Raw genomic sequence first — 26,386 nt, forward strand, 5'->3', positions numbered from 1 at the left:
TGTTGTTATGATAGAAAAGACCCTTGCATCGGTTTTATTAGGATTGAGTTTGATGAGTGTGTTAGACGCTAAAGAGTGCGTTTCGCCGATAACAAGAAGCGTTAAGTATCATCAGCAAAGCGCTGAGATCAGAGCCTTGCAATTGCAAAGTTACAAAATGGCAAAAATGGCCCTAGACAATAATCTCAAGCTCGTTAAAGACAAAAAGCCAGCCGTCATCTTGGATTTAGATGAAACCGTTTTGAACACTTTTGATTATGCGGGCTATTTAGTCAAAAACTGCATTAAATACACCCCAGAAACTTGGGATAAATTTGAAAAAGAAGGCTCTCTTTCGCTCATTCCTGGAGCGCTAGACTTTTTAGAATACGCTAATTCTAAGGGCGTTAAGATTTTTTACATTTCTAACCGCACCCAAAAAAATAAGGCATTCACTTTAAAAACGCTCAAAAGCTTTAAGCTCCCCCAAGTGAGTGAAGAATCCGTTTTATTGAAAGAAAAAGGCAAGCCTAAAGCCGTTAGGCGGGAGTTAGTCGCTAAGGATTATGAGATTGTTTTACAAGTGGGTGACACTTTGCATGATTTTGACGCCATTTTTGCTAAAGACGCTAAAAACAGCCAAGAACAACGAGCTAAAGTCTTGCAAAACGCTCAAAAATTCGGCACAGAGTGGATCATTTTACCTAATTCTCTCTATGGCACATGGGAAGATGAGCCTATAAAAGCATGGCAAAATAAAAAATAAAATTTATCCATCGCATAAGAACGATTTTTGCTAACATGACAAAAAATTTGATCTCTTAGGCGGAGTCATGGATTTTGTAGGGTTTGAAGATTTAAAATGCAAAGATAAAGAAAACTCTCAAAAAGTTTTTGTGATCCGTAACGACAAGTTAGGCGATTTTATTTTAGCCATACCCGCTTTAATCGCTCTCAAGCATGCTTTTTTAGAAAAAGGCAAGGAAGTGTATTTGGGCGTGGTTGTGCCTAGCTATACCACCCCAATCGCTTTAGAATTCCCTTTCATCGATGAAGTCATCATAGAAGGCAACCATTTGAGCGCTACTCTCAAAAGTAAATCCATTGACGCTCTTATCTTTTTATTTTCTAATTTTAAAAACTCCAGACTCGCTTTCAGTTTGAGAAAATCCATCCCTTATATCCTAGCCCCAAAGACTAAAATCTATTCTTGGTTTTATCAAAAGAGCGTGCGCCAAAACCGATCGCTGTGTTTAAAAACCGAATACGAATACAATTTGGACTTAATCCATGCGTTTTGTAAAGACTACGATCTCCCTAACGCTCAAATTAAAAAAATCGCATGGAAGCTTAAAGACAAATCCAAAGAGCGATCCATCATCGCTTCAAAACTCAACGCTAATGTTGATCTATTGTGGATTGGCGTGCATATGCATAGCGGAGGCAGTTCGCCCGTATTGCCCGCTTCGCATTTCATTGAGTTGATTGCAATCTTGCATGAAAAATTAAGTTGTGAGATCATTCTTATTTGCGGGCCAGGCGAGAGAAAAGCCACAGAAGAACTCCTTAAAGAAGTCCCTTTCGCTCACCTCTATGATACGAGCCATAGTTTAGTGGATTTAGCCAAATTGTGCGCGAATTTAAGCGTCTATATTGGGAACGCTTCAGGCCCTTTGCATGTGAACGCTTTATTTGACAACCAATCTATCGGGTTTTACCCTAACGAACTCACCGCCTCTATTGCCAGATGGCGGCCTTTCAACGAACAATTTTTAGGCATCACCCCGCCTAATGGCTCAAACGACATGGGTTTGATTGACATTCAAAAAGAAAGCGAAAAGATTGTGGGATTTATCACAAAAAATCTTTCTCATCACGCGCAAGAAAGATAACCGCAACAAACATTACGCAAGCGATCTTAAAACGCTCAAAAATTTAATCGGATTGAAGCGGTTTTTCGCATTCTCATTAAAATTTCTAATTTCCTCATAAATTGAACCTTGAGGGATTCAACTTGAATTTAAGCTAGATTAGCTCTCGCACCAACTAGGCTTATAATAAGATTTTGCGTTCATTTATCTATTTCTTGTAGAATACGAGTTTATTTTTAGCGTGAAGAAATTGATGATTAGCCTGATAGAAAAAGCCCCTTACATTCCTTACCCCCTAGCTCTTTATGAAAAGTTAGAGCAACGGCACACTTTGCTTTTTGAAAGCGCTGAGATTGAGAGCAAAGTGCACACCAAATCCCTTTTAATGGCTAAGGCTTGTTTGAAGCTGGTTTGCAACCACAATATCGTAACCATCACTAGCCTAACGCCTAATGGCGGGGCGTTTTTACAAACATTGAGCGCGTTTTTCAAAACGCCTATACAGGACAATACCCTAACCTTAATTTATACCAAAGATAAAAAAATCCAAGATGAGTTTTTAAAACTCTTTGAGCCTAGCCCTTTTGACGCTTTAAGGGGGCTTTTTAAAAGCGTTAAAACAAAACCCAAACACCCTTTTACGCTCTTTAGCGCGGGCGTTTTTTCTTTTGAAATGCTCAATTTTTTTGAAGATTTGCCCCACTTAAAAGCAAACGACAACACCGCAAATGACTTTATTTTTTATGTCGCGCAAAATTTGATTATCATAGATCATAAAGAAAAAAGCGCTGAAATCTTGGGGGCGTGTTTTGATGAACGCTTTAAAACAGAGATAGCCCAAGAGTTACAGGATTTAAAAGAATTGGCTAAAAACATCAAAAGCGACTTTATCCCTAAAAAAGCTAAGCAAAGCACAGGAGTTAGCGCTAGTTGCGGCGATAGCGAGTTTGAAAAAAAGGTGTTATTCTTACAAGAAGAAATCAAAAAGGGCGAGATTTTTCAAGCGGTGTTGTCGCGCAGTTTTTATATGGAGTGCTTGGAGGGTTTGAGCGCGTATTATCATTTAAAACTAACTAACCCTAGCCCCTATATGTTCTATATCAAAGACAGCGATTTTATCCTTTTTGGGGCAAGCCCTGAGAGCGCTTTAAAATACAACGCCTTAACGAATACGGCTGAGATTTATCCCATTGCTGGCACTCGTTTAAGGGGTAAGGACAAGCAAGGGAATATTGATGACGATTTGGATAGTAAAATGGAATTTGATTTGCAACACGACTATAAAGAAAGGGCTGAACACATCATGCTAGTGGATTTAGCCAGAAACGACATGGCTAGGGTTTCAAAAAAACGCTATTGCGACAAGCTTTTAAAAGTGGATAAGTATTCCAATGTCATGCATTTAGTCTCAAGGGTTGTGGGGGAATTGAAAAAAGGGTGCGATAGTTTGCATGCTTACAGGAGTTTTATGAACGCCGGCACGCTCAGCGGAGCACCTAAAATCTCTGCGATCAGGCTCATTTACCAACTAGAAAAGCAAAGGAGAGGCTCTTATGGGGGGAGCGTGGGGTATTTAAATAGCGAGGGTTCTATGGATTCTTGCATCACTATCCGTTCATGTTTTGTTAAAAACAATAGGGCGCTGATCCAAGCAGGAGCCGGTATCGTGTTAGACAGCGTGCCGCAAAACGAAGCGAATGAAACAAGAGCCAAAGCGCAAGCCCTTATTGATGCGATCAGGAAAACAAGCTTATGAAAATCTTTTTTATAGATAATTTTGATTCTTTCTCTTATAATTTGGTGTATGAATTAGAGTGTTTGGGTTATGAAGTGGCTGTTTATCAAAACGATATTGAGCCTGATTACCTTATGGATTTAATGAAAAAAGAATCAAAAACCCCCTTATTGTTCATTTCACCCGGGCCAGGTAATCCTAGCAATTCAGGCAATCTTTTAAAAATCATTGAAATGGCTAAAAAGAAATTCCCCATTTTAGGGGTTTGTTTAGGCTTACAAGCTTTAGCGCAAAGCTATGGGGCTAAAATCATAAGGAGTAAAGAAATCGTGCATGGCAAAGCGACGACTATCGCGCTCAAAAAGCATGCCGTTTTTAAAGGCTTAGGGGAGAGCATGGTGGTGGGGCGTTACCATTCTTTAATGGCAAGCGGGTTGCCTAAAAATTTAGAAGTGATCGCCGAGCATGACAATATCCCTATGGCCATTATCAATGAGGAAGATAAAATTTTAGCCTATCAATTCCACCCTGAAAGCATCATGACTTTACAAGGGAGGGCGTTGTTAGAGCAAAGCGTGGGGTTTTTAGAAGGGTTATTATGAAAGAGATTTTAAACGCTCTTTATCATCAAAAAGACTTGAACGATGAAGAAGTCAAGAAGTTATTCACTCTTATTGTCCACGAAAAAGTAAGCCACGTGCAACTTGGGGCCATTTTGTGCGCTTTAAAAATCAAGGGCGAGAGCTTTAAGGAGATTAGCGTCGCTGCAACCACGCTTTTAGAGCATGCCCCTAAGCCTTTTAATAGTGGCGTGGATTTAATAGACAATTGCGGCACAGGGGGCGATGGGTTAAAAACGATCAATATTAGCACGATTGCTGCGCTCATTGCCAGCTCTATGGGGTTATCTATGGCCAAACACGGATCAAGGAGCGTGTCCAGTCATAGCGGGAGTGCGGATTTGTTGGAAAATTTGGGCGTGAATATTGAAATGAACCCCATGCAATTAGAAAATTGTTTCAAACAAACGCATTTTGGGTTTTTATTCGCGCCTTTATACCACCAAAGTTTTAAAAAATCCGCCTCTTTAAGAAAAGAGCTTTTCACTAAAACGATTTTCAATTGCTTAGGGCCTTTAATCAACCCCTTAAGGCCAAAAATCCAGCTTTTAGGCGTGTATGACAAATCCTTGTGTAAGACTATGGCGCTAGCATTGAAGGCTTTAGGCGTTAAAAGGGCGATGGTGGTTAATGGAGGAGGCACAGATGAAATCGTGTTGCACGACATTACGCATGCGTGTGAATTGAAAAATAACGAAATTTTAGAGTATGACTTGAGCACTAAAGATTTTGATTTACCCCCCTATGATTTGAAAGAATTGCAGATTAAAAACGCCAAAGAAAGCGTTCAAGCGTGTTTAGATATTTTAGAAAATAAAGGCAAAAATTCGCACACGATGGTGGTTGTGGCGAATGTGGCGAGTTTGTTGTATTTAAGCCATAAGGCTAAAGATTTAAAAGAGGGCGTGGGCATGACTTTAGAGCATTTAAAAACCAAAGCGCCTTATACGCATTTGCAAAAAATCATAAGGCTAAGCCATGCCTAGCGTGTTAGAAAACATCCTTAAAGACAAGCTCTTAGAAGTTTCTGCACTCAAAAAAAATCACACCTTGCCCGCAAACATAACCCCAAGCGACAGGGATTTTAAAAAAGCGTTACTAGAAAAAAAGACAAGCTTTATTTTAGAATGCAAAAAAGCATCGCCCTCTAAAGGTTTGATCAGAAAAGATTTTGATCTGTTAAAAATAGCCAAGACTTATGAAAAATTCGCCTCTTGCGTTTCAGTTTTAGCTGATTCTAAATATTTTTTAGGCTCTTATAAAAACATTAAGATCGTTTCGCAGCATTCCACCAAGCCTGTTTTGTGTAAAGATTTTATCATTGATGCTTTTCAAATCAAACTCGCTAGAATGATGGGGGCTAATGCGGTGCTTTTAATGTTAAGCGCGTTAGATGATAAAAATTATTTAGAGCTTTTCAACCTCGCTAAATCCTTAAACATGAGCGCGCTGACTGAAGTTTCCAATAAGCAAGAAATCAAGCGCTTGCTCAAACTCCAATACGACATTATAGGCATCAATAACAGGGATTTGCACACCCTGACAACCGACATTAACAACACGCTCAAATTGCGCTCTCTCTTGCCTAAAGACGCGCTCGTGGTGAGTGAGTCCGGCATTCATTCGCATGCGCAAATCAAAGCCCTAGCCCCTTATGTGAATGGCTTTTTAGTGGGCAGCTCTTTAATGAAAGAAAAGGATTTGAAAAAAGCGTGTATTAAATTGATCCTAGGCGAAAATAAAGTGTGCGGGCTTACAAGGATTAAAGACGCCAAAGCCGTTTATAAAAACCATTTCATTTATGGGGGTTTGATTTTTGAAAAATCTTCGCCCCGATACATCAAGCCTAAAGAAGCCTTAAGGATCACAAAAGCGGTTAAAAAACTGGATTTTGTGGGCGTGTTTGTGAAAGATAAAATTAAAAAAATTCAAAAAATCGCTAAAAAGCTTGATTTAAAAGCGGTGCAGCTTTATGGCTATTCGCAAAAAGAAATCGCTCAATTAAAAAAATCGCTCCCTAAAACTTGTGCGATCTGGCAAGTAATAAGCGTGATGAGCGCTAAAGATTTAGCACCTAAAATTCAAGAAGCCTCTCTAATCTTATACGACACTAAGGGGGATAAAATGGGAGGCAATGGCGTGAGTTTTGATTGGGGTATTTTAGAAAACGCCAAAACGCCTTTCATGCTAGCTGGGGGGCTTAATTTGGATAATATTCAAAAAGCCTTGAAAATTAAAGCGTTGGGTTTGGATTTCAATTCCGGTTTAGAAATAAGCCCTGGGATTAAAAATAAGGATAAAATCAAGCGATTAGCCCGAATTTTAAGAGAGTATTAAAATGAATCAAAAAGCGTATTTTGGGGAGTTTGGAGGGAGTTTTGTTTCAGAATTGTTAGTGCCTGCATTAAGAGAGTTAGAACAGGCGTTTGATGCGTGTTTGAAAGATGAAAAATTCCAAAAAGAATATTTTCGTCTTTTAAAGGATTTTGTGGGCCGTCCTAGCCCTTTAACCTTGTGTCAAAATATCGTTTCTAACCCTAAAGTCAAGCTTTATTTAAAACGAGAGGATTTAATCCATGGCGGGGCGCATAAGACTAATCAAGCCTTAGGGCAAGCCCTTTTAGCGAAAAAAATGGGTAAAACAAGAATCATCGCTGAAACAGGCGCCGGTCAGCATGGCGTGGCGACGGCTATCGCTTGCGCATTATTGAACTTAAAATGCGTGATTTTTATGGGATCTAAAGACATCAAGCGCCAGGAAATGAATGTTTTTAGAATGCACTTATTAGGCGCTGAAGTGAGAGAGGTTAATTCAGGGAGCGCGACGCTTAAAGACGCTGTGAATGAAGCCTTAAGAGATTGGGCGAGCAGTTACAAGGACACGCATTATTTGCTAGGCACAGCCGCCGGGCCGCACCCTTACCCTACGATGGTTAAAACCTTTCAAAAAATGATAGGCGATGAGGTTAAAAGCCAAATTTTAGAAAAAGAAAACCGCTTGCCTGATTATGTGATCGCATGCGTTGGAGGGGGGTCTAACGCCATAGGGATATTCAGTGCGTTTTTAAACGACAAAGAGGTTAAACTCATAGGCGTAGAGCCAGCCGGTTTAGGGCTAGAAACCAATAAGCATGGGGCGACTTTGAATAAGGGGCGTGTGGGGATTTTGCATGGGAATAAAACCTATCTTTTACAAGATGATGAAGGTCAGATTGCAGAAAGCCATAGCATTAGCGCCGGGCTTGATTATCCAGGAGTGGGGCCAGAACACAGCTATTTAAAAGAGATTGGGCGTGCGACTTATGAAAGCGCAAGCGATACTGAAGCGCTAGAAGCCTTTAGTTTGTTGTGCCAAAAAGAAGGCATTATCCCGGCGCTAGAAAGCTCACACGCTTTAGCGTATGCTTTAAAACTCGCTCAAAAATGCGAAGAAGAAAGCATTATTGTAGTGAATTTAAGCGGTCGGGGAGATAAGGATTTAAGCACCGTTTATAACGCTTTAAAAGGAGATTTAAAATGAGGTATCAAAACATGTTTGAAACCTTAAAAAAACACAAAAAAATGGCGTTTATCCCGTTTGTAACCTTGGGCGATCCTAACTATGAATGGAGTTTTGAAATCATTAAAACCCTAATTGCTAGCGGGGTGAACGCTTTAGAATTGGGGTTTGCTTTCTCAGACCCTGTAGCGGATGGCGTTACCATACAAGCGAGCCATTTAAGAGCGTTAAAATACGCTAGCATGGCTAAAAATTTCCAGCTTTTAAAAAAGATTAGAGGTTACAACCACAATATTCCCATAGGGCTTTTAGCGTATGCGAATCTCATTTTTTCTTATGGCGTTGATGGCTTTTACGCTCAAATCAAAGAATGCGGCGTGGATAGCGTTTTAATAGCGGATATGCCCCTAATAGAAAAAGAATTAGTCATCAAATCCGCTCAAAAACACCAAATCAAACAAATCTTTATCGCTAGCCCTAATGCGAGCAGTAAAGATTTAGAACAAGTCGCTACGCATTCGCAAGGCTATATCTACACTTTAGCCAGGAGTGGGGTTACAGGGATAAGCCATGCTCTAGAGAACGATGCAAGCGCGATCATCAAAACCCTAAAAACTTTTAGCCCCACCCCCGCATTACTAGGCTTTGGCATTTCCAAAAAAGAACACATCAAAAACGCTAAAGGCATGGGTGCTGATGGCGTGATTTGCGGCTCAGCGTTAGTCAAAATCATAGAAGAAAATTTAAACAATGAAAACGCCATGCTAGAAAAAATTAAAGGTTTTATAGGAGGAATGATTTTTTAAGGCTTTTAGGCTTTGTTACATCAAAAAATTAAAGATTATAGATTAACAATCATCAAGCTTTATTGCATGTGCGTTATTATGGCGTTAGCGTAGAAAATACTGCCATAAGCCTAACAACAATATAAAAGTAGCCTTGTAGTGTGGTTGATAGCGGCTAAAATCGCAGGTATTTTGATAATAAAAAAGACTGATTTTTATTAGAGTGTTCTAGTTAGGAAGCCCTTTGCTTTAACAAGGGGCGGTTTCACACATACCAATCCGTAAGCGATTACGGTCTTTTTAGGGTGTTGGAAACCCCTTTTGCTTTACCTAGTTTTAAAGGGGAACAAATCTCGCTTTTTAGCTTGGATCTTAAAGCCCAATTCACTTCTAAAAACCTCAAATACCCTTTAAAAAACTTGCGTTTAAAAACGCTCTTTTCTGGCTCGCTCAATGAAGCTACAGATCATTTTTTTAGCCTTAGCTCTACACCTAAATCGGTGGTGTTGGTGTATCAAAAATTCTTATGAGCGGGTTTAATTCTTATAGGTCTTTATACCCCAACCACTGCCACTGTAATAAAAATTACGATAAGCAAAACAATGGAGACCGCATATTCTTTTGAGTTAGTTTTATTGAAATTTTGATTGCTGTTTGCAATATCTTTTACAAAACGATAGAGAGAGTGTAACAAAATGAGAGTGAAAAACGATGCGAACATGAATAAGCATAAGGCAATTAAACCATCTAGCCCTTTCTTATCAAAAATAGCCAAATTAATTTTAAGCCCGCTATCAAATGCCATAAAGATAGTAGCAAAGATCCCAAGAATAGCAACAAAATCTTTTTTTGTGTTGTCAGTTTGCCCCTTTATGGTGCTGGTTTGGTTTGTTATGCTATATAATTTCTTCTTTAAGGTTTTTTATGGCCTCATCTTGGCTTTTTATTCTGTCGATTTGAAGCTCCATTTTCTTTCCAACATCTATTGCTTCTTTATCAAGATACTGGATTATTCAATTAAAGCCACAACAAAAGGGACTTTTTTCGCATAACCTAGTGTACTCATTTCTGTGTCTATTTTAACCACTATATCTTCAAAATCTAGCTCTAATTCTGTAGAATTTTTGTAGTGTTCTGCGATCTGCCCTAATGTTTCTTTTATGTTAGCATCATCTTCTATTAGCCCCCCAATAGCACGGAGAAATTTTTCTAAGCTATCTTTCATGGTTTATTCTTAGGAAGTAATGCTTCTTGTAATAATTCTTTATCTGCTTTAATATCATCCCTTTTTATAACTTTTCTCATACCTTTCACATGATGCTTAGACCATGCACTTTCTTTTTGATGGGTTGCTCTAACCATATTCCAAGCATCTGCATCCTTATACTGATTGTAGATTTTAGCAAGTTCTTTTTCTTTTTCTCTATCTATATTATTCGGTATTTCCTCTCTTTTAGTGATTGGGGTTGATCCATTGATACAAAAATTACGATAAACATCAGGAATAACAGGCCCATAATCCCAAGCTTGAAAATCTTCTTTAATGAGTTTAGAATCGCTTTCTGCCTGAGCAATATATAGCATTTTTTGCAATTTTAGGTTAGTTATAGGTTTTTGATTATCTAAACTTAAATTGATCAAAATTTTTGCTGCGTCTAATATTTCATGACTCTGCTCCCTTTATGTGGTTATCATGTAACTACTGATTCCACAAATATAACTAATTTTAGTTAATGACTCTAACATCATGAATTTTTGTTGTTTTGTGCAATGGCTATGCAAAAAGAGAATTCTATTACTTCTCTAACAAATTGAGCAACGCTCTTTTATATTCTAACGCCGTTGTTTCATCTTTGCCTTCAAAGCGGCTGACTAAATACGGAGTGGTGTTGCTTGCGCGAATAAGCCCAAAACCATGTTCAAAAACCACTCTCACGCCATCAATGCTGATGATTTCTTTGATTTTAGGGAAATGGCTTGGTGGGTTTTTAAGCGCTTCTTGCAGGTTATGAATGATTTCAAATTTTTCTTCTTCGCTCACGGCGATTTTTTCTTCAGGCGTGGTGTAGGAATAGGGGAGGTTTTTAATGGTGTTTTCCAAATCGCTTGGGGTTTGTTCAAGCAATAATTCTAAAGCCCTTAAGCATGCATAAAGAGCGTCATCATAGCCAAAATAGCGCTCTTTAAAAAAGATATGCCCGCTCATTTCAGCCGCAAAATGCGCATGGGTTTCTTTGAGTTTGATTTTTAAATTGCTATGCCCGGTTTTATACATGAGCGTCTTACCAAAAGCGTTAATCGTGTTATACATCACTTGAGAGCATTTGACTTCGCCGATCACAAAGGGGGTGATGCCTTGAGCATGCAAGCGTTTAGCGAATAAAATCGCTAATTCATCGCCCGCATAAACATGATGAGAGCTTAACATCGCAATCCTGTCCGCATCGCCATCAAAAGCAAAGCCTATAGAAATAGCGTTTTCTTGCATGTGTTTTTCTAAATCTTTTAAGTTTTTCGCTTCGCTAGGATCTGGGTGGTGGTTAGGAAAATTCCCATCAGGATCGCTATAAAGGCTGCTAAAATCAATGTTTAAAGCCTTTAAAATAGGCTCTAAGCCTAACGCTCCCACGCCATTACCAAAATCCAGGGCGATTTTGTATTTAAGGTTTTTTAAATGCTCAAAATCCTTGATCAAATAGCGGTGATACGCTTCTAGGGCATTGGTTTTCTTTGGTGTTTCTTTTAGGGGTTTTATTTCATGCTTGGCGTTTAAAAGCGTGTCTTTTAAAGCTTGAATGTCCTTGCCATAAAACGGGTTTTGATTGAGCGTGATTTTAAAGCCGTTGTATTCTTTGGGGTTGTGAGAGCCAGTGATCATGATGGAATTAGGGCATTGGATATTGTCTATTTCATTAAAGGCCGCAAAATACGCTACCGGTGTGGGGATTAGCCCTAAATCATACACTTTCAAGCCGCTTGATTGCAGCCCCGCGCTCAAAGCTTCAAACAAAAAGCGCCCATGCACCCTTGCGTCATGCCCTACAAACACGCTTTTATCGCATTCTCGCATGATTTTCCCCAACTCCACGCCGATACTAAAAGCCGTATTTTCATCTAAAGTGGTGGGGTAAATGCCCCTAATGTCGTATTCTCTAAAAATGCTAATGTCCATTCATGACTCCTTGTTTTTGAATAAATTTAAACCCTGTTCGCATAAATTTTGCCATGCGTTTGTTTGATCTTTTTGTTTTAATTGAACGCATTTTTCTAAACTGGCTTTGGATTTTGCTTTTTGATTGGTTAAATCCAGTAAGCTGGATTGCAAGTATAAGGCTTTTTGGTGATCTTCTAAAGAAAGCTTGCGGTTTAAGAGCTTGTCTAGTGCTTCTAACGCTTTTGAATAATCTTTGGTGGTTCTGTAAGCGTCAATGAGAGCGAATTCGCCAAAGGGCGTGTAAGAATAATCCTTATAAGTGTCTTGGAGTTTGAGTAAGCTTGTGGCATAAATTTTGACGCTTTTAGGGTCTTTTTCATTCTCTAGCAATTTAAAATAAACCAACGCCATGCGTTTATCGTCTTTGAAATGCTTTTCTAAAAACGCATACAAATTGAGGGCCAATCCTTTTTCATTGTTTTGCATGTAATCTGAAAATAAAACAAAAGCAATATCATAAAATTCTTTTTTATTCAAGCTTTGAGCGAGGATCAAGGCGTCTTTAGAGGCCAGAGTGGAATTTTTAAAATCCCCTAAGCGGTAGTAATTACGCCCCAAACGATAAAGCCATACCAATTTCTCGCTAGGGGTTTTAGCCGCTTTTAAAGCGTTTAGGGCAATAATTTGCGCTTTTTCTTTGAGCGATGCGAAATACAAGCAATCAAAGGCTTGGATTTCTTCTTTGGGGCTGAATTCAAAGGCGGTGATTTGGGATAAGTATTTTAAAGCTTCTTCACAACGATGGTTCTCTAATGGGGTTTTAGCAAGGACATTGAGCGTTTTTTGGATCAAGGGAGAATCTTTGGGCAAATCTTTTTGCATGCCTAAAACTTCAGCATAGCGCTTATTTTCAAACAAGAGTTGGGCTTTCAACTCTAAAGCTTTTTGGGCTTCATTAGAATTAGGGAAATTTTGAATGATTTTATCGTAGTGGGCGATTTTTTCTTGCGTGTTCCCTTCCATGGAAAAAAGGGCTTTTTCATCGCGCGCTCTAACGACAGAAGCCCGCTCCAATTCCGCATGGTCTTGCAAATATTGCAGATTGTAAAGGTGGGCGTTTTTAAAATCCTTGATCCTTGCATACAACGCCCCTAAATCATAGAGCGCTTGCTCTTTAGCTTTCAAGTCATCGTCTTGATTAAGGAGCAAGTGAGCGATCTCAATCGCACTTGCATTCATCTGGTTTTTTTTCAATAACTTGAGCAAGTCTAGGGCTGATTCGCTGTGTTGAGAAATATAATCAGGGTTGGATTGAACCACCTTATCAATGAGGTATTTAGCGTTATTAAAGTTTTGATAGTTTATTTCCACTTCAGCCCAATTAAGAGCGATTTCACTCGCGCTCTCTTTGTCTTTGGCGTTAGAAAAAGCTTCTTTAAAAAGCATGTTAGCGTTGCTCAAATCAGAGCCTTCAGCCGCTTCAATGGCTAAACGCATTTGGGCTAAAGGAGCGTAGCGGGAATTTTTGTATTCTAAAAGAATGCGTTTGTAATAGCGCATGGCCTGTTTGTAATTGTTGTTTTCATCTAAAGCTTTGGCGACATAGTATAGCGCTTCAGGGATATTAGGATCAGTCGGGTAATTTTTAATCCACTTGGTGCCAATATCTATGAGTAAGGATTTTTTAATGCCTAATTGGCCTAATGCGATAATTTCTAATAAATACAAATCTTTTTTAAACATCGTTTGAGGGTAGTTTTTAAACGCGCGACTAATCGTTCGTAAAGCGTCAAAATAGGCTTGCGAATCCATTTGTTTTTTAGCCTCTAAATAAGCGTTTAAGTCATAGCCCTTTGTGGTGAGTAGGGGTTTGTTATTCACATCTAGTTCTTGAATGATAGGGGTTTGAGCGTCTTTAATGACAATGGGGAAATTCAAGCCTTTTTGAGCGTTGTCTTTTTCGCTCAAAAAAGGGATATTTTGATCATAGCCTATGATTTGCCACATTTTGGCTTTAGGATCGTTTTCCACAAAAAGGGGGATCGCTTTTTTATAATCCCTATCAAAAGAAAAAAGGGTGAGTCTTCGCATCACTTTGGGTTTGATGTGTAAAATGAATTGTTGTTGGCGCATAGAATAGGTGATATGGAAAAAAGCGTTTTCTAAAGGGGTAAAGCCCTCCTTAGGGATAGAGTCTATCACGCATTCTATGGGGCGTTTAGCGCGTATAATGGATAAAGACGCTTCAATCCCGCTTGGCGGTTTTTCATTGGCATAAAAACAAGAAAACGCTTTGTTGTGCCGTAAGGTTAAAACAGAAAAATCTTCTCCTTCTTCCTTGCCTTGCGTGAGCGTGAGACTTAAGGCGTTGAGAGAATGGGAGAGCAAACTCACGCCCATTAAAAGAAAGATTTTTGACTTAAGCCACAAACTCTAAAAGCCCTCGCATCATAAAAACAGAGAACAAGCACGCTAACGCCATGGCAATAATGACCGCATAAATGGGCATGGTAGCGTTTTGGGTGTAAATATCGCTTTGAGCGTAGCTTTGGGTTTGTAGGGGCTTATTGAAAAACATCGCCACGAGCCAACGGAAATAATAAAACGCAGCCACCGCGCTATTAACTAACATCACCACCGCTAAAAGAATGTGATTGCTCTCTAACGCACTTTCAACGGCTAAAAATTTCCCCCAAAACACGCTAAAAGGCGGGATTCCTGCAAGCCCAAAAACAAAAATAGCGCCCAAGATCGCCACTAAAGGGTGGGTTTTGATAAGGCCGTTGAATTTGGAATAAGGGTGATCGTAGCGTTCATCCCATGTTTTTTCCCGGCTTTTTAAGAGCCATAAAAGGCCAAAAGCCCCAATGTAAGTGAAGGCGAACATGAACCAATAAACAAACATCGCTTGTTGGCTATCTTCAGTGTGGATAAACACACACGCTAAAGCGAACCCAGAATGCGAAATGGAACTATAAGCGAGCATTCTTTTGACATCTTCTTGCCATAAAGCAATAAAATTAGGGATGGTGATAGTCATAAGAATCAAAACATAAAAAATGTCTTCTACCCAAGCGATGCGGGTGTCTATAAACGCCCCAAAAAGGCGAGTCGCTACCACAAAGCCAGCGATTTTAGGCACAATGGAAATATAGCTCGCAAAGACTGGGTTATTGCCCTCATACACATCAGGCATCCAGGTATGGAAAGGCACTAAAGAAACCTTAAAGCCAATCGCTCCAATCAAAAAAATAGCGCCCATCGCAAAGAGCATGGGGTTTGTAACGCCCTCAGTGTGCAAGTATAGGGTAATGACTTCAAGATTCAAGCTCCCTGTGAGCAAGTAAAAAGCCATAGCCCCCATAGCAAAAAACGCGCTCGCCATCGCCCCCATGGTGAAATACTTGATCCCTGCTTCTAAGCCGTAGCGTTTATCGCTTAACGCCATTAACACACAAAGGGGCAAGGACGCTGTCTCTAACCCAATAAGGATTAACAATAAATGGTTGCTTGAAACCATGAACTGAAAGCCAGCGACAATAAACAAGTATAAGGAATAAAATTCAGCGGTTTGAAATTCGTTGAAGCGTTCTTTTGAAAGGGCTAAGAAAATGAGAAAAAAGGCTGAAATCAAGACAATGCTTTGAGAGATGAGCGAGAGGGTATCCAAACTCAAAAACCCAAAAAAGGCGTTTTCTTGCTCTTCTAATCCTAAAACCACCAAAAAATCCAAAACCAAAAAGAGCATGCATAAAAACACATTCAAATTGCGTGAAAACCTGGAAGTGAAAGCGTTGATTAAGAGCGTGAAAATCCCCCCACACACCAACACCAGCATGGGTAAAACGCTCTCAAAATTAAAGCTATCAAAAGAGACATGGAGACTATCTATTAACATAAGAGACCTCTTTTATCTTAGTGTCCAATGAACCTAAAAAAGGGAGCGAGCGGATTTCTATCACTTCTAAAAGCTGCTTAGAGCCTTGCTCAATCGGTTTTAAAAGCACTTTAGGATAAATCCCTAAAATCAAAATCAAAGCTAAAATCACGCTTAAAACCCCTACCTCACGAGCGTTTAAATCTTCAAACACGCTGATTTGATTGTTCCCGGCTTTCAAATTACCAAAGAAGACATCTTTATATGAAGTGAGCATGTAAACCGCTGATAGAATGATGCTTGTCCCGGCAATGATAGCCAAAAGAGGATAAGTGGCAAAAAACCCTAACAAGCTTAAAAACTCTCCCACAAAACCAATGCTTAAAGGCATGCCCACATTCGCCATTAAAACGATCATAAAAAAGGCTGCAAAAACAGGAGCGCTTTTAGCGATCGATCCAAAGCGAGCGATTTCTAAACTGCTGGCGCGCTCTTCTAAGATGCCAGCGAGCAAGAATAATCCCATGACGATAACACCATGTGCAAACATCATAAACACCGCCCCTGAAACCCCCTCAACATTGAAAGAAAAAACCCCAAGCACCACGACTCCCATGTGCGAGAACGAGCTATAAGCGATGAGGGTTTTTAAATCTTTTTGAGCGTAGGCTAGAAAACCTCCATAAATGATCATGCATAGCGCCACAATGGCTATAGGGGTTAAATAGATTTCTGAAAGCTCAGGAAAAAGCGGGAGCAAGAAGCGTAATAAGGCGTAAGTCCCCATTTTAGAAAGCAAGGCCGAAAGCATGACAGAGCCTAAAGTAGGGGCGTTAGAATACGCATAAGGCAACCATGTGTGTAAGGGAAAGAGCGGGATTTTAACCGCAATCCCTATTAAAAAAGCCACAAAGAGCCAGGTTTTAATCTTGCTAGAAAAGTTCAATTGATACCAATCTAAAATATCAAAACTCATCATGCCGTAATTGCTAGCGTAGTAATACCCAATGTATAAAATGCCTAAGAGCATGCATAATGACGCTAAAAAGGTGTAGAGGAAAAACTTCATGCCAGAATAGATTTTATGGTTACGACCAAAACGACCGATGAGGTATAAGACCGGCAAGAGCGAGATTTCCCAAAAAGCGTAGAAAAAGATCATATTAAGAGAAGAAAACACGCCCATCAAAATCCCCTCTAACAACAACAAACAAATCGCAAAGTCTTTACGACGCTCTTTGACATAAATCACGGACAATAACACCACGATAGCGTTTAAGAGCAGCAAAAAGAGCGCGATGCCATCAACGCCCACATGGTAATTCACGCCAATTTGATAGACTAATTCTTTCATTTCTTCAAACTGCATGCCGGCTGTTTGAATATCAAACCCATGCCACAACAACAAGATTAATAACAATTCAATCAAAGCGATGACAATCGCATACGCCCTGCTCGCTTGATCGCTCATAAAGAACGCTAATAGCGCGCTCAGCATGGGGAAAAAGATCACCACACTTAAAAGATGCGCATGTAAAAACTGCATTGTTTATCTCCCAAAAAAAGCTACAAACGCTAACAAGACTAAAACCCCAGCCACCATGAAGCGCAGCATGGAGGTTAAATTCCCGTCTTGACTGATTCTAAACACACGCCCTATAACAAAAACGCTTCTTCCTATGGTATCCACTATCGCATCAATGATCCTTAATTCCACGACCTGGTGCAAGAATGAAGCGACAGCGCTAAAAACTTTTGCAATCCCTTGATAGAGTTGCGGGATATAGTATTGGTTGAGCAAGAGCTTGTATAAAAAGCCCCCCTCTTTTTTGGAAGTGATACCATTTTTATATTTAAATATGGCATAAGCGATACTCAATAACACCACTATGGTGGTGATACTGATTAAAAGAGCGAGCGGGACTAGATACTCTCCAACGCTAGGGATCACTTGAGAAATAAAATGAAAAAACGGCTCTTCAAAAAACCCGGCAATGACCGCTAAAACCCCTAACGGCAGCATGCTTAAAAGCATGAAATTTTGAGCCTCATGGGGGTGGTTGATTTCGTGCTGTTTGGGCGCAAAAAACACCAGCATGATGAGCCTGAAGCTATAAAAAGCGGTAAAGATCGCCCCAACTAAAAGTATAAACCATAAAATGTGGTGGTGCATCCCAAAAGCCACTTCTAAAATTTTGTCTTTAGAAAAGTATCCTGCGAAAGGGTAGATCCCGCACAAAGCCACTGAACCTATAATCATAAAGATCGCTGTGATTTTCATAGGCTTGTATAAAGCGCCCATTTTAGTAATATCTAGATTGTCTTCCATCGCATGCATGACATTCCCTGAGCCTAAGAAAAGGAGGGATTTGAAAAACGCATGCGTAAAGAGGTGGAAAAGCGCGATCGCATAAGCCCCAAGACCGGCTGCTACAAACATATAGCCTAATTGAGAAAGCGTGGAATAAGCCACAATGCGTTTTAAATCCTTATTGACTAAAGCCATGCTCGCTCCAAAAAGAGCCACAAACGCCCCTAAACATGCGATGAAATAACCCACTTCAAACACCGCGCTATACAAGGGATTGGCTCTAATGACCAGATACACCCCAGCGGTTACCATCGTCGCTGCATGGATGAGTGCGGATACAGGGGTAGGCCCCTCCATAGCGTTGGCTAACCATGTGTGCATAGGGAATTGAGCGCTCTTCCCCATAGCGCCAATGAAAAGAAACACGCTGATGAAAAAGAGCATGGAATAATCGGCGTTATTAAGTGTGCTAAAGACTTCTTTATACTGAAGAGTGCCAAAATTCCAAAAGATCAAAATAATCCCCATGAGCATGCCTAAATCCGTGATCCGATTCATCACAAAGGCTTCAATGGAAGCGTTATTCGCGCTTGTTTTATGATACCAAAAGCCAATGAGCAAGTAAGAGCATAGCCCCACCCCTTCCCAACCAATGAAAAGCCCTAAAAAATTATCGCTCAACACCAACACCAGCATGGAAAACACAAAGCCGCTGAGGTAGGAAAAATAGCGGTTAAACCCTGTATCATGCTCCATATAGCCTATAGAATACACATGCACTAAGAAAGAAACTAAAGTGACCACGACAATCATGACTGCATTGATATTGTCCAGCATGAGGGAAAAGCCGACTTTAAAATTCCCTACCACGATCCAGTCAAATAAATATTTTTCATAGCTTTGATGATGCCATGCTTGAATGAAAAGAATCACCGCACCAATGAAAGAAACCAGCACGCACAAAGAATTGAAAACGCCCACATGCAACGCTTTAGCTTTAGCCCCAAAAAGCCCCGCATAAATCGCACCGATTAAAGGCAAAAACAACACCACTGACAGCAAAGAAGAATACTGCATGCTCAACCTTTCATAGCGTTTAAAGAATCAATGTCTAAGCTCTTGTATTTTTTAAACCACAAAATCACCAAGCCCAAACCAATAGCCACCTCACTAGCGGCAATAGCGATAATAAAGAGCGCGAACATCTGCCCGTCTAAATTGTGCGTGTATTTAGAGATCGCTACAAAACCGATATTGATCGCATTGAGCATGATCTCTGTAGAAAAAAAGAGTAACAGAATGTTTTTGCGTTTCAGCATGCCCGCTAAACCAATGCAAAAGAGCAACCCTGAAACAATCAAATAGTGGTTTAACCCTATCATAGAGATTCCTTTATAAATTGCGTGTGATTTTTCCCATGGATTTTTTGAATCCCTGTAGCGATGCCTCCAACCATAGCGACTAAAAGCATTAAAGCCGCTGCTTCAAAAGGGATGAGGTAATTGGTAAAAAGCACATAACCAATCGCTTTAATGTTGGGGATTTGCGCATCAATAGCGTTAGAATTGACTTGATTAGAAAGGTTTTCGCCAATGCTAGGAGCGCTTAAAATCAAGGTGAGCAATAGCGCCACGCCAAATGAAAGCACACACAAGATTTTAGGGCTTTGCTTGCGTTCAATGACTTCTGCAGCGGAGTTGAAAAACATCATGCCAAACGCATACATCACAATGACCGCGCCCACATACACCGTGATTTGCACCACGCCCAAAAACTCAGCGTCTAGTAAAAAGAAAAAAGCGGAAATAAAAACCATGCTGCTAGCGAGAGCGGTAATGGCATAGAGAATATTCGTGGTGGTGATCACCACTAACGCCATGCTTAAAGTAAGGATCGCAAAGAAATAAAAGGCAATGGTTTCAAACATTTTCATCTCCCTTATGGCTTTCTGGGTTTGTTGGAGTTTTTTCTTGAGATTCTTCTTTTGAGGGCTCTTGAACATAATCTAAAGGGGTGGCTTGCATGCGTTCATTGTAATTAGGGCTTACCGCACCAAAGCCTAAAAATTCGGCATGCGAGCAGTTTTTAGCGTCTTGTTCGTTCGTTAGAAACTCGCTTTTAGAGCCGTATTGGGAGCGTTGGGTGCTGGCGTTTTCAAACCGGTTCCCCATAACAATCGCTAATTCTGGGCAAACTTCCGCACACAACCCGCAATAAATGCAACGCCCCAAATTGATCGTGTAAGAATCGATCTTTTTGCGGTTGTCTTCGCCCTTATGCGTGATGATCCTTATGCAATTGCTCGTGCAAATCTTTTCGCACAGCCCACAACCTATACACCTTTCAGAGCCTGAGTCTAAAAGCCGTTGCAAATGATGTACCGCGCGATAACGAGGGCTTAAAGGGAGTTGCTCCATAGGGTAATGGATGGTTACGCTTGAGCTAAAAAATTCCTTGATCGTAAGCCCTAGCCCTTTGAATAGATCCAAACCCAAGCTCGTTTTAATGGTGTCTTTAAACTGCTCGGTCGCACTATGGACTTCGGATCGTTTAGGAAGTTGCTTGTATTCTTGTTTGGCCATAAAACCTCCTTTAAATTAAAATGATAATGCCTGTTAGCACGATATTCAATAACGCTAAAGGCAGCATGATTTTCCAGCACATATCCATCAGTTGGTCTGGGCGCACATGCGGATAAGTCGCTCTAACCCACATGGATAAAAAGACAAAAAAGCCCGCTTTAATCAAAATCGCTATGCCTCCAGGGATAAAGCCCCACGCGTTAAACCCGCCAAAAAACACAATAGAAATCACAAAAGAAAAAGCGAATAAATGCGCGTATTCCGCTAAAAAGAACATGCCCCATTTCAAGCCGCTGTATTCGGTGCAATACCCCGCCACGATCTCGGCTTCATGCTCTAACAAGTCAAAGGGGGTTCGATTCAATTCAGCGTAGCTTGCGATCAAAAACAAAACAAACGCTAGAGGTTGCTTAAACACAAGCCAGTCTAAAAACCCACCGCTTTGGTAATGATTGATTTCCACTAAAGAGAGCGATCCTACCACCATTAAGGGGGCTAGAATGGTTAAAGTGCTGACCACTTCAAAGCTGAGCAGTTGGATCGTCGCTCTCGCGGAGCCAATTAAGGAGTATTTGTTATTAGAGGCAAGCCCGGCTAAAATAGGTGCATAAATCCCTGCCGAACCCACGGCTAAGAAAAACAAAAAGCCAATGTTAATGTCAGAAATAAGGGGCTTGATCTCATAGCCAAACAGAGTGAAATTAGGGAAAAAGGGTATGGGTGCCATGGACACAAACGCGCTCACCATCGCAATAATGGGCGCTAGCGTGAAAATGAACTTATTCGCGCCTTGGGGGATAATGTCTTCTTTGGTGAAAAGCTTAATGCCGTCTGCTGCGACTTGCAAGAGTCCAAAAGGCCCCACATAACAAGGCCCTAAACGGCGTTGGAAATAGGCTAACACTTTCCTTTCAATATAAGTGGCAAAGCCTCCTAAAGCCGAAAAAACAGCGACTAAAATCAAAATTTTAATCAGGGTTTCAATGATATAAGCGCTCATGCTTGCTCCTTTAAATCCACGCTATCAAACACGCTCTCTCTAAAAAAGTTAGAATGGTTTGTCAAAAGAGAAGGCGAAATGACAAACACCTCTTGATCCAAGCTCTCATCAAGATACAAAACGCCTGTTAATTCCTCTTCTTCTTTAAATAAAGTGATGTTTTGCCCCACTTCTTTATTCAATTTTTTTAAGAAAGCTTTAGACACATAGACACCGGCTTTTAATTGCAAATTCTCGCTTTTATGGGTAGCGTTATTGAATTGCGTTTCTGGGTATTTTAAATACGCGTTGAAAGCGATTTTTTCTTTTAAAGGCTTGATAGGCTCGCATTCTATGGTTTCGCATTCTTTAGCGCTTTTTTCAAAATGGCTTGCTCCTAGCAGATAGCCTCTGTGATTGACCCTGTCGTTAGTGAAATAGTTGGTTAAATAATCAAATTCTATGGCTTTAAAGCCCGCTTCTGTAGGGAGTTTGTGGGTGCATTCTGTGAGGTTTTCTTCCACAAAGCCAAAGCCTTGCATAATATCGCTCAAGTCATAGCCCTCAAACCTCAAAGCCGGTTTTAAGGGCAACACACGCCCTTCAACATTGGTGATCGTGCCTTCTAGCTGGTTGAGACTGGGCAAAATAAAATCCACTTTACTGACAGCGTCTTTCCCAAAAACCCTATCGTCGCTATTGATAGTGAAATCCCCTTGAGCGCGAATGCCTACGATTTTTTCATGTTCAAAAACTTCTTCGCTCAATTGACAAATAGAAGCGATGCCTAAAGCGTTCGCACTTGGGGGGATAAGAATGAGTTTAACAGCGCTTTTTTGGGCTAATAAACGCAACATTTTAGCGATATTGTGGGCTTGTTTGTGGCTATAAATTTCTTCGCCAACCACCAGCAAGGTGTTATTTGATTTTTGCAAAAGAGCGAGAATTTTTTCATAAGTTTCTAAATTGATGCCCGCTTCTTCAAGCAACAAATAAGTGGTTTTGGTAGGGACTTCAATTTTTTCTTCTTTAACCTCTGTCTTGTTTTCTTCTTGATTTTCTTCTTTTGGGGTAGCCGCTTCTATTTTATCCTCTTCTTGATTTTCTGCTTTACTTTCTTCAAGACTGCACCCTTGATTGGCTTGTTCTAAAGCTTTTTTTCGCTCTTCTTCTAAGGCTTTAAGAGCCGCTTCATCTACAATGCTTTGCTTGGAATCTTCTAAGCTTTTTAGAGCTGCGCTTTCAATGTTAAGCATTTTTAAAAGCATGCCTAAAAGGATTTCTTCAGCCCCCACTTCATGGGTGATGCAAAAAGAGCTTCGGCACAAATTCGCTAGCGCGTTATCCTTAATAGGGTGCATAGCAATCAAAGAAGCTTTATTGAGTTTGAGAGCGTTATTAATAGCATAGCGCACTAAAGGGTTTTCTGTTTTGATAGAAGATCCTATCGTAACGACCAAATTGGAAGTTTTAATCTCTTCAACGCTGGGGCGTTTAACTTCGCCTAATACTTTTAAAAATTGCTGGAAATGATACGCTTCTTGATTGTAGATTTTAAAATTCAATTCTTTCCTCAAACGCTCTATCAAAAACGCCTCTTCATTCGTAATATCCCCACCTATTCGCACCGCTTCGCATTCTTTGAGGGCGTTTTGGGCTTCTTTAAGATTGGTGCTGCCTTTAGGGCTAGAGCTCACGTCAAAAGCGAAACGGCCTGCCCCACAAATAGGGTTATGGTAAAAATCATTAAGCACTCTAAAAATCTTAGATTCTTCGCCTAGAGTATCAAAATGGCGCACATCATAAGAAATCAAACACCCAGCTGAGCAATGCGAACAAGTAGAATGGATCTTTTTTAATTCCCATGCGTTAGCCGTGTAAGCGAAATCTTTATAGCTCAAAGCGCCCACAGGGCATACCGCAATGCATTCCCCGCAATCATAACAAGGCACACTGCCCACAAAAGAAATAATGCCTTTTTGCTTACGACTCCACACGCTAAAAGCGTCTTTGGACATGCTGTCTTTAAATTTATCCGGAGCATGCAAATCGGCTTTAGTGGCTTTAAGGTTGTTTTCGCCCACATTGTCCTTGCAAGTGGTTACACACCTTTCGCACATGATGCACAAATTAGGATCATACAAGGCTTTTGCCCATGAATCTAGCGCTTTAAAATCATCAGCCACTGCATAAGGTTGGTGCTCCACGCCGGTTAAATGCGTCATGTCTTGCAATTCGCACTCCCCGCTCTTATCGCACACGCCACACTCTAGGGGGTGGTTGACATCATAAGTTTGCATGATGCTTTTTCTTTCATCCATGAGCGCGGGGGTGTTAGTGAGAATAACGGCGTTATTTTTGGCTTTCGTGTTGCAGCTATAAACCCGTTTGCCATCCATTTCAACCATGCACATTTTGCATGCGACTGTGGGCGAGCAACCGCTTAAATAACAAATGGTAGGGATGTAGATCCCAGCGCTCCTAGCGGCCTCTAAAACGCTTTGTCCCTCTTGGCATTCAATTATTTTGCCATTGATATTCATTGTGATCATGAAATTCCTTGAGAGTGGGATAAAATAGGGATATAAGGGTAAGCGTCAAAAAACGCCCCTTCTAAAATCGCAATCAAGCCCTTCAAATGGGGGCTTTCTTCTAACTCGCATTCTAGCGTTTGATTGGAGATTTGAAACCCCGCTTTAGAATGCTCTATCTTGTTAGCGATCTTAAATTGCTTGGAAAAAGACAATTTGGGGGTTTTAAGGCTCTTGTAAGAAACATAGACAAACAAGCCGTTAGCCTCACCCATTCGCTCTAAAAGCTCTAAATCTTTTGATTGAAGCTCTGATTCAAAAGGCAAAATGCCCTCTTTAAAGGCTGTTTCTAGCAGCCATTCTTGATCTTTAAAATCATAAAAAGCGGCCGTTGCACCTGAATCATTGCAAGGGATATGCAAAATTTCTAGATAATTTTGCAACCCGCTTAAAAGGGTGTATAAAAAAGCACTATCCGCATGCTTAGTGATTTCTCTGTTTAAAACAAGCACCCTTTTTTTTGCTTTAACAATAAGCGCGATAAGATCTTGTAATTCTTCTTCGCTCATGTTCGCTTCAGAGCTTAAATACCCCACATCAACCTTTTCTAAAACATGCCCTTTTAACTGGGAAGTTTTTTCTAAAATGCCCCTTAAAATCAAAGCCAAAATCGCCGCTTCCGTGTGGATTTCATACGATGCAAAAAGGCAATTTTCTTGCAAGTCTCTTGTATCTTGTAAGGGTCTTAATAGAGCGTAGGGGCGTTTTGATTGGTTGATGCTTCCTAAAATCAATCGTTCGTTTTCATTCAAACAAGCGTTTGAAAACCCCCCAAACAAAACGCACAAATCGCTTTTTTCTAAAAGGTTTAAGCTATCTTCGCTCAATTTGTAATTGATCTTAAACCCTTTTTGAAGAGATAATTTTTCTAAACAATAGGCTTCTTTCAAACTAATTGAAGAGTTTGCGATTAAGGGAGAATTTAAGGGGTTAAAGCCGCTCAAAATCAAGCCTTTTTTCTCACGACAATCGTCCAATCCGCTTGATTGAAACGCAAAGAATTGAGGAGCTCATGCCCTTTGGATTGGATAAATTCAGCGCTCTTAGGGATATTAGAAAAATCCCCCACTTCAAACATGAAAATAGCGACTTCATTAGGTTGCATTTCTTTTTCAATCAATTCTTCCAAGCGTTCAAAAATACCCGCTTTTAAGGGGCGTAAATCAAAGCGTTTCATCTATCCACCTCGCCAAACACCGCATTGGTTGAGCCAATCACGGTTACCGCATCCGCTAAATATTGCCCTACTAAAATATCGCTTAAAGCCCCAATGTGATAAAAGCTAGGGGCTCTGATTTTTAGTCTATGAGGATACGGCTCGCCCTCTGAATGGATAAAAAACCCTAATTCCCCTTTAGGGCTTTCTGTGGGGGCATACACTTCCCCAACGGGCGGACGCATGCCTTGAGCCACTAAGACAAAATGCTGCATCAAGGCATAATTTTGCGTCATTATATCTTCTTTAGGGGCAGAAATATAATGCGGGTTTTGGGCCATGATAGGCGTATCGGTTTTAGCATACATGGGAATGAGTTGCTCAATGATGCGAATGCTTTCATCAATTTCTAGCATATACAAACAATACCGATCATAACTATCGCCATAATTGCCCACCGGCACATCAAAATCAAGCTCTTTATAAAGCTCATAAGGCTCTTCTTTCCTAATATCATAAGCGATCCCAGTCCCTCTTAACATGATACCGCTCATGCCCCAGCTTTGTGCCATTTTTGGCGTTACAACGCCCACATTTTCCAAGCGCATCCGCCAAATGCGATTCTTATCCAATAAGCCTTGAATGAGTTTTTTGCATTCCCTCATTTCGCCTAAAAACTTTTTTAAGCCCTCTAGCCAATTAGGGGGTAAATCTAAAGGCACGCCCCCAATCCTTATAGCGTTATGCGTGAGCCTAGCCCCGCAATAATCCTCCATCAAATCCAAGCCGTATTCCCTCGTTTTAAACGCATACAAAAACACGCTCATCGCCCCCACATCTAAAGCATGCACGCTGATAAAAAAGATGTGTGAAATCATGCGGTTAAGCTCTAGTAAAATCGTGCGGATCACTTGCGCTCGGCGAGGGATTTCTAAGTTGAGTAAGGTCTCTACCGCATAAGCGTAAGCGTAGTTATTGCTGGTAGAAGAAGTGTAATCCAATCTATCGGTAGTGGGCATGTATTCGTTATAGGTCATGTTTTCGCCTAACTTTTCACAGCCCCTATGCAAGTAGCCAATTTCAGGGGTGGCCTTAATGATTCTTTCGCCCTCTAATTCCAAAATCAAGCGCAATTGCCCATGACTACTGGGGTGTTGAGGGCCAAAGTTTAAAATCATTTGGTTGTCGTCATGTTCAAAAATGATGTTTTCAAACTGAGGGTTGAGTTTCGTGAAATTTTGAGCCAT

General features: G+C 40.5%; 24 protein-coding genes and 1 pseudogene. 9 read left to right on the forward strand and 16 right to left on the reverse strand.

Annotation, left to right across the window (positions count from 1 at the left end):
* Window positions 1-7: 7 nt before the first annotated feature.
* The 9 genes and pseudogenes from H7N69_RS05980 to H7N69_RS06020 form a co-directional block, all read left to right on the forward strand.
* Window positions 8-745: a 5'-nucleotidase, lipoprotein e(P4) family gene (locus tag H7N69_RS05980; RefSeq protein ID WP_021172263.1), complete on the forward strand. Its 738-nt coding sequence runs from the start codon at window positions 8-10 to the stop codon at window positions 743-745.
* A 67-nt stretch (window positions 746-812) separates the two neighbouring features.
* Window positions 813-1,871 carry a glycosyltransferase family 9 protein gene (locus tag H7N69_RS05985; protein ID WP_187885101.1) on the forward strand — a complete coding sequence of 353 codons (1,059 nt, stop codon included), beginning with the start codon at window positions 813-815 and terminating at the stop codon, window positions 1,869-1,871.
* Window positions 1,872-2,103: 232 nt separating this feature from the next.
* Window positions 2,104-3,606 (forward strand): anthranilate synthase component I, encoded by a 1,503-nt coding sequence (gene trpE, locus H7N69_RS05990; protein ID WP_187885102.1) that lies wholly within the window; start codon window positions 2,104-2,106, stop codon window positions 3,604-3,606.
* Window positions 3,603-4,187 carry an aminodeoxychorismate/anthranilate synthase component II gene (locus tag H7N69_RS05995; protein WP_000688281.1) on the forward strand — a complete coding sequence of 195 codons (585 nt, stop codon included), beginning with the start codon at window positions 3,603-3,605 and terminating at the stop codon, window positions 4,185-4,187. The genes trpE and H7N69_RS05995 overlap by 4 nt, the downstream gene beginning before the upstream one ends.
* Complete coding sequence (gene trpD / locus H7N69_RS06000) at window positions 4,184-5,191, forward strand: anthranilate phosphoribosyltransferase (RefSeq protein WP_187885103.1); 1,008 nt, start codon at window positions 4,184-4,186, stop codon at window positions 5,189-5,191. The genes H7N69_RS05995 and trpD overlap by 4 nt, the downstream gene beginning before the upstream one ends.
* Window positions 5,184-6,542, forward strand: a complete 1,359-nt coding sequence (gene trpCF, locus H7N69_RS06005; protein WP_187885104.1) for a bifunctional indole-3-glycerol-phosphate synthase TrpC/phosphoribosylanthranilate isomerase TrpF — start codon at window positions 5,184-5,186, stop codon at window positions 6,540-6,542. Before trpD ends, trpCF begins: the two co-directional genes overlap by 8 nt.
* Before the next feature lies 1 nt (window position 6,543).
* Window positions 6,544-7,725, forward strand: coding sequence for a tryptophan synthase subunit beta (gene trpB, locus H7N69_RS06010; RefSeq protein ID WP_187885105.1), 1,182 nt, complete (start codon window positions 6,544-6,546; stop codon window positions 7,723-7,725).
* Window positions 7,722-8,510 (forward strand): tryptophan synthase subunit alpha, encoded by a 789-nt coding sequence (trpA, locus tag H7N69_RS06015; RefSeq protein WP_187885106.1) that lies wholly within the window; start codon window positions 7,722-7,724, stop codon window positions 8,508-8,510. Before trpB ends, trpA begins: the two co-directional genes overlap by 4 nt.
* Before the next feature lie 254 nt (window positions 8,511-8,764).
* Window positions 8,765-9,019: pseudogene (locus tag H7N69_RS06020) on the forward strand (hypothetical protein); the annotation flags it as partial.
* Between the two features lie 23 nt (window positions 9,020-9,042).
* On the opposite strand, the gene H7N69_RS06025 reads toward H7N69_RS06020, so the two are convergent.
* From H7N69_RS06025 to nuoD, 16 genes are all read right to left on the reverse strand, one after another.
* Entirely contained in the window at window positions 9,043-9,294 is a 252-nt protein-coding gene (locus H7N69_RS06025; protein ID WP_001873981.1) for a hypothetical protein, read from the reverse strand.
* A 204-nt stretch (window positions 9,295-9,498) separates the two neighbouring features.
* Window positions 9,499-9,714, reverse strand: a complete 216-nt coding sequence (locus tag H7N69_RS06030) for a hypothetical protein (RefSeq protein ID WP_079374014.1) — start codon at window positions 9,712-9,714, stop codon at window positions 9,499-9,501.
* The gene (locus H7N69_RS06035) at window positions 9,711-10,130 is read right to left on the reverse strand and encodes a Panacea domain-containing protein (protein WP_156563715.1); all 420 of its coding nucleotides are present in this window, start codon (window positions 10,128-10,130) and stop codon (window positions 9,711-9,713) included. The genes H7N69_RS06030 and H7N69_RS06035 overlap by 4 nt, the downstream gene beginning before the upstream one ends.
* A 154-nt stretch (window positions 10,131-10,284) precedes the next feature.
* Complete coding sequence (locus H7N69_RS06040) at window positions 10,285-11,661, reverse strand: phosphomannomutase/phosphoglucomutase (RefSeq protein WP_187885108.1); 1,377 nt, start codon at window positions 11,659-11,661, stop codon at window positions 10,285-10,287.
* Window positions 11,662-14,073 (reverse strand): DUF7494 domain-containing protein, encoded by a 2,412-nt coding sequence (locus tag H7N69_RS06045; RefSeq protein WP_187885109.1) that lies wholly within the window; start codon window positions 14,071-14,073, stop codon window positions 11,662-11,664.
* Window positions 14,063-15,541: an NADH-quinone oxidoreductase subunit NuoN gene (gene nuoN / locus H7N69_RS06050; protein WP_187885110.1), complete on the reverse strand. Its 1,479-nt coding sequence runs from the start codon at window positions 15,539-15,541 to the stop codon at window positions 14,063-14,065. Before nuoN ends, H7N69_RS06045 begins: the two co-directional genes overlap by 11 nt.
* Window positions 15,528-17,066, reverse strand: coding sequence for an NADH-quinone oxidoreductase subunit M (locus H7N69_RS06055; RefSeq protein ID WP_187885111.1), 1,539 nt, complete (start codon window positions 17,064-17,066; stop codon window positions 15,528-15,530). The genes nuoN and H7N69_RS06055 overlap by 14 nt, the downstream gene beginning before the upstream one ends.
* Before the next feature lie 3 nt (window positions 17,067-17,069).
* Window positions 17,070-18,908 (reverse strand): NADH-quinone oxidoreductase subunit L, encoded by a 1,839-nt coding sequence (nuoL, locus tag H7N69_RS06060; protein WP_187885112.1) that lies wholly within the window; start codon window positions 18,906-18,908, stop codon window positions 17,070-17,072.
* 2 nt (window positions 18,909-18,910) lie between these two features.
* A complete protein-coding gene (nuoK, locus tag H7N69_RS06065; RefSeq protein ID WP_000579759.1) occupies window positions 18,911-19,213 on the reverse strand; it encodes an NADH-quinone oxidoreductase subunit NuoK in 303 nt (100 codons plus the stop codon).
* Window positions 19,210-19,758: an NADH-quinone oxidoreductase subunit J gene (locus tag H7N69_RS06070; RefSeq protein WP_000464195.1), complete on the reverse strand. Its 549-nt coding sequence runs from the start codon at window positions 19,756-19,758 to the stop codon at window positions 19,210-19,212. Before H7N69_RS06070 ends, nuoK begins: the two co-directional genes overlap by 4 nt.
* The gene (gene nuoI, locus H7N69_RS06075) at window positions 19,751-20,413 is read right to left on the reverse strand and encodes an NADH-quinone oxidoreductase subunit NuoI (RefSeq protein ID WP_187885113.1); all 663 of its coding nucleotides are present in this window, start codon (window positions 20,411-20,413) and stop codon (window positions 19,751-19,753) included. The genes H7N69_RS06070 and nuoI overlap by 8 nt, the downstream gene beginning before the upstream one ends.
* A 10-nt stretch (window positions 20,414-20,423) precedes the next feature.
* Window positions 20,424-21,413, reverse strand: a complete 990-nt coding sequence (gene nuoH, locus H7N69_RS06080) for an NADH-quinone oxidoreductase subunit NuoH (RefSeq protein WP_001277308.1) — start codon at window positions 21,411-21,413, stop codon at window positions 20,424-20,426.
* Window positions 21,410-23,944: an NADH-quinone oxidoreductase subunit G gene (locus tag H7N69_RS06085; protein ID WP_187885114.1), complete on the reverse strand. Its 2,535-nt coding sequence runs from the start codon at window positions 23,942-23,944 to the stop codon at window positions 21,410-21,412. Before H7N69_RS06085 ends, nuoH begins: the two co-directional genes overlap by 4 nt.
* Window positions 23,941-24,927 carry a hypothetical protein gene (locus tag H7N69_RS06090; RefSeq protein WP_187885129.1) on the reverse strand — a complete coding sequence of 329 codons (987 nt, stop codon included), beginning with the start codon at window positions 24,925-24,927 and terminating at the stop codon, window positions 23,941-23,943. The genes H7N69_RS06085 and H7N69_RS06090 overlap by 4 nt, the downstream gene beginning before the upstream one ends.
* 2 nt (window positions 24,928-24,929) lie before the next feature.
* On the reverse strand, window positions 24,930-25,160 hold the full coding sequence (locus H7N69_RS06095) for an NADH-ubiquinone oxidoreductase subunit E family protein (RefSeq protein WP_000819168.1): 231 nt from the start codon (window positions 25,158-25,160) through the stop codon (window positions 24,930-24,932).
* Window positions 25,157-26,386 carry an NADH dehydrogenase (quinone) subunit D gene (nuoD, locus tag H7N69_RS06100; protein ID WP_033596912.1) on the reverse strand — a complete coding sequence of 410 codons (1,230 nt, stop codon included), beginning with the start codon at window positions 26,384-26,386 and terminating at the stop codon, window positions 25,157-25,159. The genes H7N69_RS06095 and nuoD overlap by 4 nt, the downstream gene beginning before the upstream one ends.

This window comes from Helicobacter pylori (assembly GCF_014497725.1).
Lineage (GTDB): Bacteria > Campylobacterota > Campylobacteria > Campylobacterales > Helicobacteraceae > Helicobacter > Helicobacter pylori_DE.